Here is a 14,937-nt window from a genome sequence, read left to right on the forward strand (position 1 = left end):
CCATCATTCCCCTGAATCATTTGATGGCTCTAACATGTCCTCATCTTCAAAGTCGTAATTACCATTGTTGAAATCACGCTCTTTCAATTGTTGAACCTGATCGGCCGTCAATTCTTCAATTACCAATTCCGGAAGTTGAGTAGCATCTACAGCATCAGGCTTATCCAAACCTAAAACGGCGTACCGTTCTTGGCGGATCTTTGCCAAAACATTCGAAGCGATTTCTAGTGCTTTTAAATTTTGTTGAATCGCCGCATAGGCACCGCCCTTTGCCTTGGCAGTGACAATTTCATTCCAAGTCAGGCGAGCCAGGCCCGTCGCCATCTTGTAATGTTCTTCTTTGGTTTCCTTAATTCTTTGGCTATGTACGGTCCCTTCTGACAAAATATCTTCGGCGACCTGTTTGGAGATACGCTCGGAATGTTCCTTGGCCTTCTCCCCTTTCGTGATTTTCCGCTTCTTCATGTGAAGGGAAACAGAAGTTGCGCTTACCCCGACTTTCTTGGCTAAGTCCTCTAGTGTCACATCACCAGAAGCCCATAACGCCTCTGCTTCTGCCCAAGCACTTGCTGAAGGGTATCTGCGTTTGTTGGCTGTTTCTTCAGTCATGCAATCACCTAAAAAAAAGGCGCGTACCAGCTACTAAATGATATGCGCCCTCTAAAAAGTCAGACACGCACCATTTCAAACATGTCCGATGGCCTCTAGGATAAGCAAAATAAAACCAAAAGTAAATAATAAGCGCTTATTAATAATTTTATTTAAGAGTAATAAGCAAGCGCATACCAAAGCACGCAAGCTAGTGCTGTATTTTCACTTTCAAATGGTCTGGTTACGTAAAATTCAGAGCCAAGAATAAAGACTGCAACAAACTTGTCTTGAAGCTGTTCGGCTTTCTCTAAAGCTTTTTTAGAGCGTCTTTTGGAGGATTCATGGCTGGCTGGAAGGATGAGTGGATGTAAGTTTAATTTGTATAACTCCCTGAAAGTTATATTCTTATCCTCGCAATAGTCCGGACAGTGTGTATAGCCATCTTCCTTCCTGATTGCGAACTCTCCACAGATCGCCGTGTCATGGCCCAATAAAATATCAATTTCAGAATTTCCGACGATGCCTGGCTCAAAATCTTCGCCGATAAGAAAGATTTCCTGTACTTGGGACATTTGGGAGTTCCGCAGTTTTCCGAATATATTAATAATACAATAAAGTAAGCACTTATTAATAATATATTATTCGAAGAGTTGCGGAAAACCCAAATTACCCAAATGTCGGAATTAAACAAGGTCGGGCTGTTTTTTATGTTTAATGGCTTTACTCTCGGTATGGGCTTTATTGATTTCCACTAACTTGCGGTATTCAGTCAGGACGTTTCCAAAAATCTCATCAATGGTATAAGCCTCAAATTCACGCGAAGGCTCGTGTTCATGTAGGCTTTCCGCGAATTCCTGCCATATGTGAACACACTCATGGCAAAGCACGGTTAGTACCTCATTTTCGTCAGCGTCAAACATCCTCGGATAATAGATCGCGGCAATCAACTCGCCCGAATTGTTGGCGGCATAGAAAGTGATGGCTTTAAAATGGGACTGAAAATGCTCTTTAGCAATCTCGTAAAGCGCATGATGGCTTTCATCTTCCATAGCCAAGAATTGTTTTGGGTCTTGGACCAAAACATACCATAAGCGATTGTACGGAGTGCGGAACCAACTTGGCGAGGTTTTCTTAACGCTTTTTACCTTAGAAGATTTTTTCAATTTCCTCATCCTCATTTTCTACAAGTACCTGCCGTAGCGAAGGTACATAGGCGTTTAGTATTTCCTCGCCCAATGGCTTGATGCTGACGACCGTAAATCTACGCCCGTTTCTCACCACGTTTTGCCCGCTCTTCTCAATCAGGCCTCTTTTAATCAGAAAATTTAGGCTGCATGTAATGGCTTGTCGGGTGCAGGTGTAACTCACGGCGTCATGAAGCTGTTCGATTGAGAGCAAAGAACCGTCTGGATTTTTATCGCGAATCTTTGTCAGTAATTCGATCTGTTTTGGGGTTAGACCTAATTGCATTCGAATAAAAGCCCTCTTGATTTAATGAGTTCAACATTTAGGGGGTCGTCTGGTTTCTGACAGTCAAATGCCAAAATTGATACCCGTTTGGGAATCTCGTGCTCAGGATGTTTGGCTTTGTAGATCAAGTCAGGATTGGTATAGACCCCATATAACGGAGACGCAAAAACCAGTTGTTGAATGTTCTTTAGCAGCTTTTCGACAGGCATGCTCTCTACACGGCTAAAACCATTCAGCCGGTTATTGCCGGATTTTTCCAAAGAGCTGTATTGGTAATAGAACTTCCGCATTTCAGCGATGATCTTCTTTTTGATAGGTTCGGGTTTGGAGCTCAGCTCCTCCAGAATCCCCACAACATCTGTCGGATGCTTGGTTTCAAACCATTTCACAAAGAAGTCCACACCGCGTTGATAATTGGTCGCCTGCTTAGGCGGGGTGAACTTGATGCCTGCCCTTTCCGCGAATGGATTGAATTTCGACATCGAGCTTTGGAACTCGGTATGTTTTCTATCCACCATGCGCATCATTAAATTTTGGGCACGATACGCAATCCCGCAACCACGGTAGATGGTGTCCAGTACAAGTCGGCTATTGGTGCAGACATTTTCGTTTAGCCATTCAGCCCGACTATTATTGATCAGGCGGGTATCCTTGCCGTTGACGTTTGGACGTAGATATTTGAACAAGTCATTACGACCCGAAAGCAACATTTTGGGAACAGCCAGAATCCCGACACCAATGGTCTTGCCATGCAGGGTTACTTTCCAGAACCTTGAACCGATCGGCAGCGTTTCTGCCTTGTAGTGCAATTCGTGCAGAAGGTCCCAGTCACTCTTGTCACCCGGCTCCACAATGATGTCCTTGAGCAATGACAGGTTGTGGTTTTGCTTAGGTGATTTACGAGTAACGAGAATATCTGGTGTATCGAGTAAAACCTTTTCCATACCTTTCTCAATCAAGTAAGGGCGTTAAACGCCCTTTGTTAAATCACTTCCCAAGCTTTCAAGACATCGAGTAGCGGTCGAACACCACTGTATCCCGATAAACGACCTACCTCTTTGCCATCTTCCTTGCAGATCAGGGTAGGCACTTGCGTTACGCCCGCTTCTTCAAACTGCTGTTTGATTTCAGGTTCGATATTGTTTGGATCAATGGTCAGCACATGGTATTCGGTTGCGCGACCTAGCATTTGTTTTTCCAGAATCGGCTTGATGGTCTTGCAAGGTGAGCAGACGGTTGAAGAATATAGGGTTAATGTGCGCTTGGTTTGCGCTGGTTCGCTCTCAGAACGCTCCACAACTTCTGCTTGAACGATTTGCTCTGCAACAGTTTCGGATGCTTCTGACGCGAATTCATGAGCATCTACAGTGTCTTTAGTTACAACTTTTTTTGATCGATTAGTCATACTTGTTTAAATCCTTCAGGTGCTTTGGTGATTACCACTTTTTCGCGGTATCGCTTATCAATGAAGAGGCTTGGGTTGAGGTCTTCAACCATGTCGTCATGCGTTGTGGCAACCAGTACGGTTGTTCCGAGTTTTCGGGCAATTTTCTGAATGTTGTACGCAACAACTTTGGCAACAGTTCGATCAAGAACGGCAAGAAATTCATCTGCAATCCAGACGTCCGCCTTGCTCTCAATCAGTTTTGCCAGTTTGAAGCGATAACGTTGGCCGTCCGAGAGGGCATCAAACTTGTTTAGCCAGATATAGGCATCAGTGATGCCGGCAATGGTGAGTACATCCAGAGCGTCTTTTAGTGTTTCGCCAATCTGGTCGACGATTGGACGGTCATCATGCTCAATGGCATTCAGGTCAGCGACTTTTAAGCCGCTTTGTTCCATTTGTTCCGCCAGCTTCCGTAGCAGGGTCGATTTACCGCCACCAGACTGACCAGTGATGTAAACGATGTCTCCCTGCTCGATTTCAATTGGCGTGTTATCGAAAACCACAAATTCCTTCGCATCTAAGCCCAACCCGAACGACTCGGCAATTTCCAGTACACGTTCGGTACGCTCAACTGACGTTTTGTATCGGACATCGATGTTATAAACAGCCATTAAGCGCTCTCCACCAATTTGCTGATATACGTTACGAAAGCGTCCTTCCCTTCTAGTCCAGTTGCATCTTCTGCAATGGCCATAAAGTAGTGAATGGAACGTGATTCTTTGCCCGATACTTCGCTGAACCCTAAAACCTTGTCGATTCGGATAGGTTTTTCGTTCGATTCCGATACTGCATTTGCCGTATGGCGCTGTTGCTCGGCTACCGCGCTGTCCAGATCATCAACAATCACATCGACGTTCATTTCGGAGAGGTCGGCTTGCATGAACTCCAGCTCCTTGCTGTCGAAGATGTCCTCAAGGAACTCGATGTTGATGGATTGCAGCTCCAGCTTGAGCAGGTCGGCATCAATGTCACCAATGGCAACTCGGTTATCGGCCAAGCGTGCAGCTTTCACCTGTTCTTCATTCAAGTCATCGCGGACCAGAACAGGTACTTCGATTAAACCTAACTTGATGGCTGCAAGACGGCGACCATGCCCCTTGATGATTACGCCATTTTTATCTACCACAATGGGTTGATCCCAACCGAAGCGGGCAATCGACTCGGCAATCTTGGCGACTTGTTCTTCACTGTGGATTTTGGCGTTGAGTTCGTAAGGCTTTACATCGTCAACAATCCACATTTGGATTTTTAGTTCGCTCATTCGGCCACCCGCGTATCGGTTTGCTCAATCAACTGCTTGTTGATCTGGTAGAACTTTTCGCGTTGCCGATCCCTGACGGTAGTTAATTCCCAAGGGAGCGCTACCCATCCGAAGCCACCTTCAGGTTCGATATAGAGACGACCTTCTACGTTGGCTTCTGCAATCTGCAATTCTGTTAGGTCGCATGTTGAAACGATGCGGTATCCATTGCAGAACTTCTTCAAAAACTTCAAGGCGCCGTCATCTACTTCGGGAACCGCCCCTTCATGTTCCTGTTCAGGCGTGTTGAAAGTGATAACTTCCTGAAACTCGCTCTCGAAATAGTCTGGCTTGAGGATGACCACCGTTCCATCTAGGTTTTTAGCGATGTAATCACCTGCCTCGGCTGTACCAATGCCGGGAATGACAAGGGAAAAGTCTTCATCGGTATTTCCCCCTACTCTGGCTACTGTTTTCATTTGGGTTGAGCAGTGAACCCCAAGCCAGAGTTCAATTTCGGAGCCGTTGTTTCCATTAAACTGGATTGCTTCAAGGTCTACAGGGTATTGGCCACCCCGTCGGTACATTCGAACCTGCCCTTTTTGAGATAAATCGGTCATTAGCCATCCCATCCTTCATATGGTTTCATTACTTGCTTCCCAAGAGATAAACCAAGGCATCCCCTGCATTCGTCAAGCTGTCGGATTCGGTAAAGCCCTGTGCCTTAATGGTCTTCTCGATGAGTTTGGTAATTGCGTCTACGTCCTCGATCGGAACCTTGAAACGCATGATTTGGTGAGTTTGAACTTTGGTTGTCTTGGGTAATTCAACTTCCTCTGATGGCGAATCGAGATCGCTTAGAGCGTCCAGCGCTATATTAGTGCTAGAGAAGATGTCGATTTCTTCACTTGACCAAGGCATTACATCGATCAATTCATCGATACCGCCAAGATCATGAAGAATTTCGTTGAGCTTAACGATGTCATCTTCGCCATAACGACCGTTGTCGATTAGACCGATCTCTTTTGCTCTGGCTTCGTCAATGCGCCCAAGGTTCATTACCGGCACAGTGAGTAGACCAAGACGTTTAGCAATCATTGCTCGGTGCTGACCGCCAATGATCTGTAAGCGGCCATCAAGAAGGGTACGAACGATAATTGGCTTAAACATACCGTGACGTTTAATACCTTCTTCGATTTTTCGCTCGTTTTCAGGTGATACGACGTTTGAATTCCAAGGATTAGGCCAAAGCTCTCCTGGGTCGATTTCTAAATATTCAACTGACATAGGAAACTACTTTGAAATATTAGTAAGTGCTTACTTATAATTTAAGCCAAATATTAAGCAAATGCAAAAGGTATTGAAATGGGAAAAGTTGTAACAATCGCTTATGACGCCGTAAATGCCATCCTACACAAGCCTCCTGTTGAGGCGAAACTTGAAGTACAGTCGGCGCTTAGTTATTTGGTGGATGGCGCCGAAGAAACTCTAGCGTTTAGACAGCACCGTTGGGATGGCAGATCGTCATTTTTTGACTTTGCCAAGTGCTCTTTTCCAGCAGGATTTGTAGTCCATGTTACGGATCGACTCAAGAAGGCAGGTTTTGAAGTAAAACTCGCACGAAAACCCCTCCCCGCTCCACTTGGACCTGCCCGACCAGTGGTAGATAGTTACGGATATGACCCTCGTTACGATTACCAGCCGGAAGTTATGGATCGTCTTGTACGTCATGGCCAGATTATCGCTCAAGTCGCTACTGGTGGCGGTAAATCACGCATTGCCATGTTGTGTCAGGCCCGAATTAACCGCCCTACCTTGTTTTTAACAACCCGTTCGATTCTGATGTATCAGATGAAAGATGCATTCGAAGCAAATGGCGTTGCATGTTCGGTCATTGGTGATGGCAGTTTTGGACAGGTGAATGAAAAAGGTCAGCTCTCCATCAAGAAAATGACGGTCGGAATGGTTCAAACCCTCGCCGCCAAGCTGGAAGAGACGACTTTAGAGAAGGAATTTCAGATCCTTTATGACAACGTAGTCAAAAAACACGAAAAAGAGATTTCGGACACTAAAAAACAGCTAATTAAGGTCGGTAAAGTCGAGTCCGAAATCAAAAAAGTGCTTCATAACCTTGCACTGCAACATGAAAAGGAGCTTCAGGACAAGGCACCTGCGATGCAAGCCAAGGCAGAAGCAAAATTCAAGGAAAAATCACTCGTTAGACAGCAAACCATCAAGCTTTTGGAGCTTTTTGAGTTCGTAATTCTCGAAGAAGCACATGAGGCAGGTGGAAATTCGTATTACGAGATCATGCGCCACTGTAAAAACGCCTATTACCGCTTGGCATTGACCGGAACGCCGTTCATGCGTGAAAGCCAAGAGTCAAATATGCGTTTGATGGCTTGTTCCGGACCGATTGCCATCAAGGTTACGGAAAAAATGCTGATTGATCGCGGAATCCTTGCTAAGCCTTACTTCAAAATCGTCGAATTGAAGAAAAAGCCAGCCAAATTACACTCTATTACCCCTTGGCAAGCTGCCTATCGCTTGGGAATCGTGCAAAACGAAGAGCGGAACAATGCCATCTGTATGGAAATTCTCAAAGCCCGTGAATATGGCATGACGGCGATGGTTCTCGTCCAGCATACCTCGCATGGCGACACCCTATTGAAGCTGTTTGACGATATAGGTATCAGAGCGAGATATATTCGCGGTGAAGATGATCAGGGAGAACGTAAATCTGCGCTCACCGAACTTGCCAATAAGGATATTGATGTACTGATTGGAACAACAATTCTTGATGTGGGTGTGGATGTCCCTGCTGTCGGGTTGATTATTCTTGCCGGTGGTGGGAAAGCGGAAGTTGCCTTACGCCAGCGTATTGGGCGCGGGTTACGTGCTAAGAAATTCGGTCCAAACGTTGCGTTTATTGTTGATTTCACAGACCAGCACAATTCAACGCTCAAATCTCACGCTAGACAGCGTTTACAGATCATCAGAGAAACACCCGGCTTTGGCGAGAATATCGTTGCGAATTTCGAGTTTGAAAAGCTCGGTTTCAAAAAAGCTGCATAGTGTTCTGGGCTTGTTCAATGTTTTGGGCAAGCCCGTTTTATTTTGTGGTATTTCAGCGTGATCAATGCAATAATAACTATAATATGCAAGTTTTAATTTTCATCAAATTTTAATTGGAGCAAATAATGGCAGCTACTAACTCTTCCAAATTTTATAAAGAAAAAGGTTTAGTTCGAACATCCATCACTTTGCGTCCAGAGACAATCCAGACCTTAGAAAATATGGCAAAACAGCATAAACTCACTCAAGGCGAGATTGTTGACGCTTTTGCACGTTTGCTTGAAAGTGGCAATCTGTCTGATCAGCTTTTCGGTGTGCATATTGAAGCCATTCGCGAAGAAAAGATTGCTGAAAAAGAGCGTAGGAAGGAATTGAAGAAAAAAGCGCTAGAGTTAATTAAATCTGGCCAAGTGCAGTAAGAAATGCCTCAAGTGATATATGGGGCATTAATTTATTCGGAATATCATAGGTAATTAAAAAGCTTAGCTCAATAAATTGTAGCCCAAATATTTTTTCAGCTTGTTCAATACGCGACAAAATATCTTTACTTGATCGGGAGTTAAATTAAGTTTGCCCAAAAGTAATCTAAAATTTCTACTATCGAGCTGGTTTGAAGCCCAAAGCAATGTAGCGGCTTTATTTTCGCCGAATTCGTAAAGACGATCTATTTTTTCGTTAATATAAGAATTATCTAAACCCTGTTCTTCCAGAATTTCGATAATGTGGTAAGCAACATAATTTAAATCATCCTTTGAAGCCATCTTTTCCCTCTTTACTTGGTCAAATAGCTTAAAGCTAATAAGAACTAACGAAATCGTTGAACTTAATAATTTCCTTATAAACGTTTCTCTTGCAACTGGCCATCGGGTCATAAGGCTTGGTCATATTCGGATTATTGCATGACATGTTGGCCACGATCGCATAGGTTCCCTTCCCATAAGGCTCCTTAGAAACCTTTACGATGATCTCGCCAGTGAACTCGCGCGGAGCGTATGTTTCGATTAATACGTTATTTGAACTTCTGATCTTGTAATCAGCGTATTTACTCACCCACAAATGAGCAGCTTCCATTTTCTTGTCACATTCTTCTTTGCTTGAGCACGTTGGTCGGGTCTTTGCAATCGCAGCCAGATATTCGTCCTTATTCATCTTTTTCATGATTGCCAGCTTTTGCCCAACATAAACAGTTGGTGGATCAGGGAGATCATTGTCTTCTGCCAGCTTTGCCCACGTGGTCCCGTTACGCTTGGCTATATCATTTAATGATTCGCTCGGTTTCACGGTGTACTCGGCGAACAGGCCCTCCCCTTCTGCCATTGCATTTGAACAAACTAAAATCAAAGTAGCCAAAAAAAATCTTTTCATATTGATCCTTAAATATTATTAGAAAGTCGTCCTGAAAAGAATAATGGACATGGCGTACTGGGACAAGGATAAGTGTATGGATTTAAGCGGCGCAAGGGTAAAGTATTTGTTATATAGGCCTGGTGGTGAAAGGGTGTTTGGAAAATGGTCGCGATTGACACAGGCTATGCACCCGACACATTCGCATTTTTTCTAGGACTTCGATATTAATATATAAAGAAATATAGTAATCACTTACTATATTTCTTTATCTTTGCATGTTCACTTATTACGCTTGTTATCTTGTCTCATAATTAACACAGCGATTAATAGTTTATGTTCGTTGCTAATCATGTTCTTACTCTCTATTAGAGTGATATTAGTAAGTGCTTACTAATATCACTGATTACTAAATTATGCGCTTGCTTGTTTTTCGCTTAACTCTTTCTTAATGTCATGCTGTACGCGCTCTAATTCTTGTTGTGTATTCTCTTTCATTTGCAAGAATGACAATACTGCTTCAATAAACTGAGAATTTTCATTGAACGTTATTTCACTGTCTTTTACAGACTTCACAACGTTACAGATATTAAGCGCTCTCAGTGTCATACGTGAGCTAGACGCTTGTGATGATGCTGTACTGTGCGCAGATAAATAATACTGTCTTACTTTCTTTTCATGCGACTGTGCGCGTATTTCAGTAGTGCAGCATAAACGACATTCATTAACCGTAAGTGAACCGTACTGTAATAAGTTTAGCAAGATTGACATTGTGTAACCGTCTAGCTTGCGTCTGTCGTTTTCAGCGATAGCTGTAATCGCTTGAAAGATTTTTCTAATGACTTTCACTTGTACAAAGTCAATGTGTGATTTATCAGTGTGAGCGATGATTGTTGCTAGATCTGATAAATCAAACTTAGCTTTTTGAAGCGTGTCTATTTTTGTAAGCATAGAGCGTGAGCATGCTTCTCTTAAGTCACTGAATAACGTGCTTGATATTTTTTGTTCTGTCTCAAGCTTGTTATTCATACGGTTTATGATCGCGTTTGCTATATCAAGCTGTACTGCTACTGCTTTGCTCGTTACTTTCTGCTGTCTTGCATACGCTTTTATCGTCTCTTGATCTATAACTATTGCATTACGTGCTTCATGAGCTGAAAAATTAACGTCTGCAAAGATGTTTAGAGTTTCTGTGTTTTTAACTTGTGCATTCATGATTTTGACCTTTTGTTAGTAAGCTTTATTGCTTGATTAAATATTAGTGCAAATAAAAATTTGATGCAAGTTTTTATTTGATTGTTTGTTTTTTAGTGGAATAAAAATTCAATCGAAATTTTCATTAATAAAAAACTTGCACTAATAAATAAACTCCGCTATTCGCGTGCGTGCGCGTTTCATCTATATGCTTTATACAGACATTCTCTAGGCATGCATTGGGTTGTTTGCTGGCGGTTTTTCTTGAGGTTCAGGCGCGCACCCGGTAGTGATTAGAGTCCTAGGTCTGCCTTGGTTGTTAAAGATAAGAAGGTGGCATTCCAAGGAGCTGCTAGGCGCTCTTTGGTTATATAGATGCGTGGCGCTTGGTTATAAAAATAGGATGTCGGCCAAAGTTTTGATTTTTTTTGGTGGGCTGTTTTGGAATATTAGGATGAGCCTATGCCCATCCTACCGCTTCATTAAGATTTGAGTCATAGGCATGACCAGTCTCAATATCTATAAACATGAGATTGGTACGCTCGAAATCTTCCCGCTCATCTTCATAGGCGGTTTTCTCATCATAATTTACCGCAGCATCATAAATATCACCGACCGCTACACCAATGGCATCAATGATGCTTTGATCTATGGATGAAAGGTCGGCATCCGTTTCAATCCCATATTCGCTGCCGATATCATCACTGAGTTTATAGCGGGTAAATTTCGGTTCTACCTGTTTGCCCTGCAATAATGAAAGAATCACGACAAAACCGTTGTCTAGCCCAATCTTTTGCGCTTGGTTCGCTGATATAAAGCCCCATTGAGCTAATTTACCTTTACTTGCAAGGCGACGAATTTTAAGCATTTTCCGCTTAACCAGCATAATTACTCCTTGTTTATTTAGTTGAAGAAAATATTAGCAAGAAGAAATAGGTGTAACAAAATTTAGTTAATGTAAGTTTGCATTTCACTAATTCATGTATTTAGGAGGGGAAATTTAATTTTCAATATGCGCGCCCGCGAATTTTTATACCCAGCATAAAAAAAGCCCGACCTAGAGGATAGTCGGGCAAAGGAGGTTTTCAGACGCAGAGTTGTTGTAAGTTATGTTAATTCGATAGATTTGGAATTCTAAGGAAATGTTTTTAATTTTTCAAATTCCATATTCTATATTTTGGTATGCCCTTTTCTTACAGCGGAAACCACTAACGTTAAGGAACGCCCCCCCAAACCCCCCCATAGAATTTTGCCTCATAAATCTTGGAGAGAGTTTGGGGAGACGTAACCTAACCTAGCCAATTTCCACCACAAGAAAAGGAACTTTTCTTTACAGTGCAAACCACTGACACGGTATAAGCCACGACCCCCATCAAGCAAATCGCGTCGGGGAGAAAATCTCAACCCGAAACCCATTTGTCAGAAGTATAGTAAGCGCTCACTAGATTGTAAACCCCCTAGGCATGCCTGATTTATCCATTTTATGCCTTGGTATGCCGTGGTACAGCGTCAAAAAGCCAACTTTACGCTGGCAATGGAATAACTTTAAATTTTCGAACACCAATACCGCTAATTTCAATCATTAGCGCGTAATTCAGGATGAATAAATAACATGATTACTTATCCTCTTTCCAAAGACTGTTGTGATTCACATGTCTGCCCAAATCAATCAGCTTTTGCATATCCTCTATAGATAGACCGTGATAACGTGCAAATGCATCAACGCTTAAAAAGTCGTTGTAATACTGAATATAGAGGTCGTTAAGGCGTGTAGTGATTGCATTAACCATCTCGCTCATTAGCTCGTTTTGTTTTATAGGCATGACTGTAAAACTCTATGTGTACTTAGATGCATAACAGTGTATAGAGATAGAGCAGGAAACAAAGCTAGAAAACTAAAAATCCATTTATATAGCTGTGTAGATAGATTTCTATATTTCTACATAAGTGCCTAGGCATGCATATTGGAATATGGCGATGTGTGGCGATTGGTGCATTGCCTCAACCCTAGATAGAGAGGTGCAGGTATAATAGTGGTATGGGTGAAGCTGGAAGTGGAGCTGTTCGGCTTACCTATGTGCGCCGTGGTGTGCTTGGTTATAAAAATAAGAATGTCGCCCGAAGTTTTGATTTTTATATTTCCTGTTGGTCAAAGGAATGGCTAGGTAGACGATTGATTGAAACACACAATTCTTTGGCTCACTCCGTTCGCCTTTCTTTTGCCATCTTATCTTTCTACTACATGTGTATTATCCTCTATCTCTATCCTTATACCTGTGTCACTATCTACATATCTATATAGATAAATAATTAGCTATTTTCTTTATTACTGATCTATCTCTATCTACGCTTACCTATGCCTATCCGTATAGTATTATTGTTATCTATCTATATAGATTTCTACATTAATAGATAGTTATACATGCTTTTTATCTCTATCTGATTGGCTTTTTATATTGATAGTTTTCTACATTTCTATATAGATAGATTGCTTGTATATTTACTCGAACTATATATCTATATGGATTTCTATATTTCTATAAGTATTGGTGTATAAGTGTTTGCCAATATTTGTTTTTATCTCTATCACTTCTTATACGTTTGAGGATTTTATTAAGCCGCGCATCTATATCTCTACGCTTACCGAGACTTGGGTGTACTTGGGTATTCCGAGAGTTTTCGAATATATAAATATATCTTCTTAGAACATTCTTATATTACTTATTCTCGGAAATGTAGGCGCGGTTCACTTGGGTTTTTAGAGATTCTTCTCATGTATCTTTCAAACCGACATAAATGCTATCGTATTTCTTCACGGTTTCGCGTATTTCGCATTTTAGAACTTAAGTGCATATTCTCTTTTAATTGACCACTTATTCTCTTACAGACCTGACCAGCTAAAATCTTTTTAATCTGACCAGATATCACAAATAGATCGAACATACCAAAGTGAAGTTGCTTAAAACGCTCTAAAAAAGCGAAATAGAGTAGAGTTATAAAAACGATTAATTCACACCAAAATCAGCTTTAATTGCCTGAAGGAAAATGCCTAAGTATTAATTTGGAAAAATGCCTTAAAAATCAAATGCCTATAATTGAATTTCTGTGTTTGTTGTTGGCTTGTGGACTTATGTTGTTGATTAGCCTGATTTTTAACAAATTTTGCCTGTTTTTAAGCTATTTGGGGTTACTATAATGGGCATATGTCTTAAATGAGTCTCTAATACATGCTTACTGTATTTATTGTTTTAGTTGCCTTGTTTGTTATAGCACTAATGGTTAAGACGCATAACGAGAGAAATAAGGCGGCAAGATTAAGCCGACTTTCATTGAAAGCATCTGAGGCTTTGGTAAATGCATCTATGCATAAGATGAGACTTGCCTCAATGTCTCCAGAAGAGGCTTTTATTGAAACTCTAACCGATGAAGAACGTGAAATATATTTCAGCCTCACAACTGCACTTGAGAAATTAACTTTTAAGGTTGATATTGCAGGTAACAGAATTAAGAAACAAAGCAATGGCGTTAAACAGATCAACAAACTACTAAATGCTTAAAATTATAAATATGCCTTTTGTATTTTTGGAATTGTCGCTACTAATCAAATTGAACAAATGAGGTGACTTATGTTGATCATGATTGTTGGAATGGTGCTGGTAGCGTTATCTGTCTACCGCGGTGTTGCCCTGAGTAAGTATTTACATAGCCCGTCGGTATCGCACTCAACCAGTAGTCTGTATATGCAGGAGATGGTGGTCACGCGAATTAAACAGGCTTGGTATTGTGTTGTAGGTTTTACAGGATCAACAATGATTGCGATGGGAGTGGGGTTAACTTGGTTCATTTAAAATAAAAGGCTAGCTTATTGCGAGCCTTTCTTTTCTTCATTGTATTGATCGCCTTGTTTTCTATAGGCATCAATTTTCTTTCGAATTTGCTTCATGGCAGCATCATTGAATTTTACTCTTGGATCTTGTTCACCAAATAAATCATCATGAATAGCCATAAAGCGAATACTTGCCACTTTCATTTCGTGACCATCGGGATGTACTTGGTCAGTATCTTCAAAAGTTATAACAAGTAAAGGATCGTACTCGCCTTTAACAACGCGGGCGTGATACATATTTAGATAGTATGGAACAGAATTTCGTACAGAAGCCATGTTTTTGATTCTACCGTAGCGTCTATCGCTATCTTCTATGTATATATCGATGTAACCTTGCTCTCGCCAAAGCTCGATTAGGTTAAAGATGTCTTCTTCGTAATCCTCAATGTCTTCAATAGTGAAGCCTATATGTTGACTGATTACGAAGAATAGGTCGTGCAATTCTGCGTGGGAGATGTATTTTCTTTCGAGTTGTTGATCAGGTTGTGGCATCCCTTTTCGTGCGTTCCTTGGCCGCTTGAAAGGCTCTGCGAAGGTTGCGTCTTGTTTCTTCAGGTGTGCTGCCAGTGATTTTTGTACCACCGAAGCCTTCACCCATGCGAACAAGTTCAACAATTGCAGGGTTTACGTTTTGGTTACTCATCTTGTTCATAACTTTTCTCCATGAGGAGACTGTTGTTAAGAGATGGC

21 protein-coding genes are annotated in these 14,937 nt (G+C 41.7%); 4 read left to right on the forward strand and 17 right to left on the reverse strand.

Annotation, left to right across the window (positions count from 1 at the left end):
* Window positions 1-3 precede the first annotated feature (3 nt).
* From B806_RS0100985 to B806_RS0101030, 10 genes are all read right to left on the reverse strand, one after another.
* Complete coding sequence (locus B806_RS0100985; protein ID WP_000134192.1) at window positions 4-609, reverse strand: hypothetical protein; 606 nt, start codon at window positions 607-609, stop codon at window positions 4-6.
* A 152-nt stretch (window positions 610-761) separates the two neighbouring features.
* The gene (locus B806_RS0100990) at window positions 762-1,163 is read right to left on the reverse strand and encodes a hypothetical protein (RefSeq protein ID WP_000084570.1); all 402 of its coding nucleotides are present in this window, start codon (window positions 1,161-1,163) and stop codon (window positions 762-764) included.
* Between the two features lie 111 nt (window positions 1,164-1,274).
* Complete coding sequence (locus tag B806_RS0100995; RefSeq protein ID WP_001228682.1) at window positions 1,275-1,763, reverse strand: hypothetical protein; 489 nt, start codon at window positions 1,761-1,763, stop codon at window positions 1,275-1,277.
* Window positions 1,738-2,061, reverse strand: coding sequence for a hypothetical protein (locus B806_RS0101000; protein ID WP_001175928.1), 324 nt, complete (start codon window positions 2,059-2,061; stop codon window positions 1,738-1,740). Before B806_RS0101000 ends, B806_RS0100995 begins: the two co-directional genes overlap by 26 nt.
* Window positions 2,052-3,005, reverse strand: a complete 954-nt coding sequence (locus tag B806_RS0101005) for a hypothetical protein (RefSeq protein ID WP_017402505.1) — start codon at window positions 3,003-3,005, stop codon at window positions 2,052-2,054. The genes B806_RS0101000 and B806_RS0101005 overlap by 10 nt, the downstream gene beginning before the upstream one ends.
* 38 nt (window positions 3,006-3,043) lie before the next feature.
* Entirely contained in the window at window positions 3,044-3,466 is a 423-nt protein-coding gene (locus B806_RS0101010; RefSeq protein WP_000184979.1) for a thioredoxin family protein, read from the reverse strand.
* Window positions 3,463-4,119, reverse strand: coding sequence for an ATP-binding cassette domain-containing protein (locus B806_RS0101015; RefSeq protein ID WP_000312034.1), 657 nt, complete (start codon window positions 4,117-4,119; stop codon window positions 3,463-3,465). Before B806_RS0101015 ends, B806_RS0101010 begins: the two co-directional genes overlap by 4 nt.
* Window positions 4,119-4,769, reverse strand: a complete 651-nt coding sequence (locus B806_RS0101020; protein ID WP_001292430.1) for a ParB/Srx family N-terminal domain-containing protein — start codon at window positions 4,767-4,769, stop codon at window positions 4,119-4,121. The genes B806_RS0101015 and B806_RS0101020 overlap by 1 nt, the downstream gene beginning before the upstream one ends.
* Window positions 4,766-5,368, reverse strand: a complete 603-nt coding sequence (locus B806_RS0101025) for a hypothetical protein (RefSeq protein WP_000131110.1) — start codon at window positions 5,366-5,368, stop codon at window positions 4,766-4,768. The genes B806_RS0101020 and B806_RS0101025 overlap by 4 nt, the downstream gene beginning before the upstream one ends.
* Window positions 5,369-5,396: 28 nt before the next feature.
* Entirely contained in the window at window positions 5,397-6,035 is a 639-nt protein-coding gene (locus B806_RS0101030; protein ID WP_000110211.1) for a ParB/RepB/Spo0J family partition protein, read from the reverse strand.
* Between the two features lie 78 nt (window positions 6,036-6,113).
* On the opposite strand from B806_RS0101030, the gene B806_RS0101035 reads away from it, so the two are divergent.
* Both B806_RS0101035 and B806_RS0101040 read left to right on the forward strand, forming a co-directional pair.
* Entirely contained in the window at window positions 6,114-7,823 is a 1,710-nt protein-coding gene (locus B806_RS0101035; protein ID WP_000521251.1) for a DEAD/DEAH box helicase, read from the forward strand.
* 125 nt (window positions 7,824-7,948) lie between these two features.
* Complete coding sequence (locus B806_RS0101040) at window positions 7,949-8,242, forward strand: hypothetical protein (RefSeq protein WP_000741665.1); 294 nt, start codon at window positions 7,949-7,951, stop codon at window positions 8,240-8,242.
* 63 nt (window positions 8,243-8,305) lie between these two features.
* Here the strand turns inward: B806_RS0101040 and B806_RS0101045 are convergent, their stop codons facing one another.
* The 5 genes from B806_RS0101045 to B806_RS0101065 all read right to left on the reverse strand — a co-directional run bounded on the left by B806_RS0101045 (window position 8,306) and on the right by B806_RS0101065 (window position 12,160).
* Entirely contained in the window at window positions 8,306-8,584 is a 279-nt protein-coding gene (locus B806_RS0101045) for a hypothetical protein (protein ID WP_000146944.1), read from the reverse strand.
* A 34-nt stretch (window positions 8,585-8,618) separates the two neighbouring features.
* Window positions 8,619-9,188, reverse strand: coding sequence for a LysM domain-containing protein (locus B806_RS0101050; RefSeq protein WP_000819254.1), 570 nt, complete (start codon window positions 9,186-9,188; stop codon window positions 8,619-8,621).
* 393 nt (window positions 9,189-9,581) lie between these two features.
* Complete coding sequence (locus B806_RS0101055; RefSeq protein WP_002125709.1) at window positions 9,582-10,382, reverse strand: hypothetical protein; 801 nt, start codon at window positions 10,380-10,382, stop codon at window positions 9,582-9,584.
* Between the two features lie 439 nt (window positions 10,383-10,821).
* Window positions 10,822-11,247: a hypothetical protein gene (locus tag B806_RS0101060; RefSeq protein WP_000960557.1), complete on the reverse strand. Its 426-nt coding sequence runs from the start codon at window positions 11,245-11,247 to the stop codon at window positions 10,822-10,824.
* Between the two features lie 730 nt (window positions 11,248-11,977).
* Window positions 11,978-12,160, reverse strand: coding sequence for a hypothetical protein (locus B806_RS0101065; RefSeq protein ID WP_223235332.1), 183 nt, complete (start codon window positions 12,158-12,160; stop codon window positions 11,978-11,980).
* 1,428 nt (window positions 12,161-13,588) lie between these two features.
* On the opposite strand from B806_RS0101065, the gene B806_RS0101070 reads away from it, so the two are divergent.
* Together B806_RS0101070 and B806_RS0101075 are read left to right on the forward strand one after the other, a co-directional pair.
* On the forward strand, window positions 13,589-13,918 hold the full coding sequence (locus B806_RS0101070; RefSeq protein WP_002123631.1) for a hypothetical protein: 330 nt from the start codon (window positions 13,589-13,591) through the stop codon (window positions 13,916-13,918).
* A 69-nt stretch (window positions 13,919-13,987) separates the two neighbouring features.
* Window positions 13,988-14,209: a hypothetical protein gene (locus tag B806_RS0101075; protein WP_004832966.1), complete on the forward strand. Its 222-nt coding sequence runs from the start codon at window positions 13,988-13,990 to the stop codon at window positions 14,207-14,209.
* A gap of 14 nt (window positions 14,210-14,223) precedes the next feature.
* Here B806_RS0101075 and B806_RS0101080 read toward each other — a convergent pair whose 3' ends face one another.
* Both B806_RS0101080 and B806_RS19845 read right to left on the reverse strand, forming a co-directional pair.
* On the reverse strand, window positions 14,224-14,739 hold the full coding sequence (locus B806_RS0101080; protein WP_002123634.1) for a hypothetical protein: 516 nt from the start codon (window positions 14,737-14,739) through the stop codon (window positions 14,224-14,226).
* Window positions 14,726-14,899 (reverse strand): hypothetical protein, encoded by a 174-nt coding sequence (locus B806_RS19845; protein ID WP_002123623.1) that lies wholly within the window; start codon window positions 14,897-14,899, stop codon window positions 14,726-14,728. The genes B806_RS0101080 and B806_RS19845 overlap by 14 nt, the downstream gene beginning before the upstream one ends.
* Window positions 14,900-14,937: the final 38 nt, after the last annotated feature.

It is taken from the genome of Acinetobacter sp. TG2027 (genome assembly GCF_000302435.1).
Lineage (GTDB): Bacteria > Pseudomonadota > Gammaproteobacteria > Pseudomonadales > Moraxellaceae > Acinetobacter > Acinetobacter pittii.

Bases quoted from the DNA above. Each gene is read 5' to 3' on its own strand.
- B806_RS0100985 (WP_000134192.1), bottom strand. From the start codon at position 609: ATGACTGAAGAAACAGCCAACAAACGCAGATACCCTTCAGCAAGTGCT.
- B806_RS0100990 (WP_000084570.1), bottom strand. From the start codon at position 1,163: ATGTCCCAAGTACAGGAAATCTTTCTTATCGGCGAAGATTTTGAGCCA.
- B806_RS0100995 (WP_001228682.1), bottom strand. From the start codon at position 1,763: ATGAGGAAATTGAAAAAATCTTCTAAGGTAAAAAGCGTTAAGAAAACC.
- B806_RS0101000 (WP_001175928.1), bottom strand. From the start codon at position 2,061: ATGCAATTAGGTCTAACCCCAAAACAGATCGAATTACTGACAAAGATT.
- B806_RS0101005 (WP_017402505.1), bottom strand. From the start codon at position 3,005: ATGGAAAAGGTTTTACTCGATACACCAGATATTCTCGTTACTCGTAAA.
- B806_RS0101010 (WP_000184979.1), bottom strand. From the start codon at position 3,466: ATGACTAATCGATCAAAAAAAGTTGTAACTAAAGACACTGTAGATGCT.
- B806_RS0101015 (WP_000312034.1), bottom strand. From the start codon at position 4,119: ATGGCTGTTTATAACATCGATGTCCGATACAAAACGTCAGTTGAGCGT.
- B806_RS0101020 (WP_001292430.1), bottom strand. From the start codon at position 4,769: ATGAGCGAACTAAAAATCCAAATGTGGATTGTTGACGATGTAAAGCCT.
- B806_RS0101025 (WP_000131110.1), bottom strand. From the start codon at position 5,368: ATGACCGATTTATCTCAAAAAGGGCAGGTTCGAATGTACCGACGGGGT.
- B806_RS0101030 (WP_000110211.1), bottom strand. From the start codon at position 6,035: ATGTCAGTTGAATATTTAGAAATCGACCCAGGAGAGCTTTGGCCTAAT.
- B806_RS0101035 (WP_000521251.1), top strand. From the start codon at position 6,114: ATGGGAAAAGTTGTAACAATCGCTTATGACGCCGTAAATGCCATCCTA.
- B806_RS0101040 (WP_000741665.1), top strand. From the start codon at position 7,949: ATGGCAGCTACTAACTCTTCCAAATTTTATAAAGAAAAAGGTTTAGTT.
- B806_RS0101045 (WP_000146944.1), bottom strand. From the start codon at position 8,584: ATGGCTTCAAAGGATGATTTAAATTATGTTGCTTACCACATTATCGAA.
- B806_RS0101050 (WP_000819254.1), bottom strand. From the start codon at position 9,188: ATGAAAAGATTTTTTTTGGCTACTTTGATTTTAGTTTGTTCAAATGCA.
- B806_RS0101055 (WP_002125709.1), bottom strand. From the start codon at position 10,382: ATGAATGCACAAGTTAAAAACACAGAAACTCTAAACATCTTTGCAGAC.
- B806_RS0101060 (WP_000960557.1), bottom strand. From the start codon at position 11,247: ATGCTGGTTAAGCGGAAAATGCTTAAAATTCGTCGCCTTGCAAGTAAA.
- B806_RS0101065 (WP_223235332.1), bottom strand. From the start codon at position 12,160: ATGAGCGAGATGGTTAATGCAATCACTACACGCCTTAACGACCTCTAT.
- B806_RS0101070 (WP_002123631.1), top strand. From the start codon at position 13,589: ATGCTTACTGTATTTATTGTTTTAGTTGCCTTGTTTGTTATAGCACTA.
- B806_RS0101075 (WP_004832966.1), top strand. From the start codon at position 13,988: ATGTTGATCATGATTGTTGGAATGGTGCTGGTAGCGTTATCTGTCTAC.
- B806_RS0101080 (WP_002123634.1), bottom strand. From the start codon at position 14,739: ATGCCACAACCTGATCAACAACTCGAAAGAAAATACATCTCCCACGCA.
- B806_RS19845 (WP_002123623.1), bottom strand. From the start codon at position 14,899: ATGAACAAGATGAGTAACCAAAACGTAAACCCTGCAATTGTTGAACTT.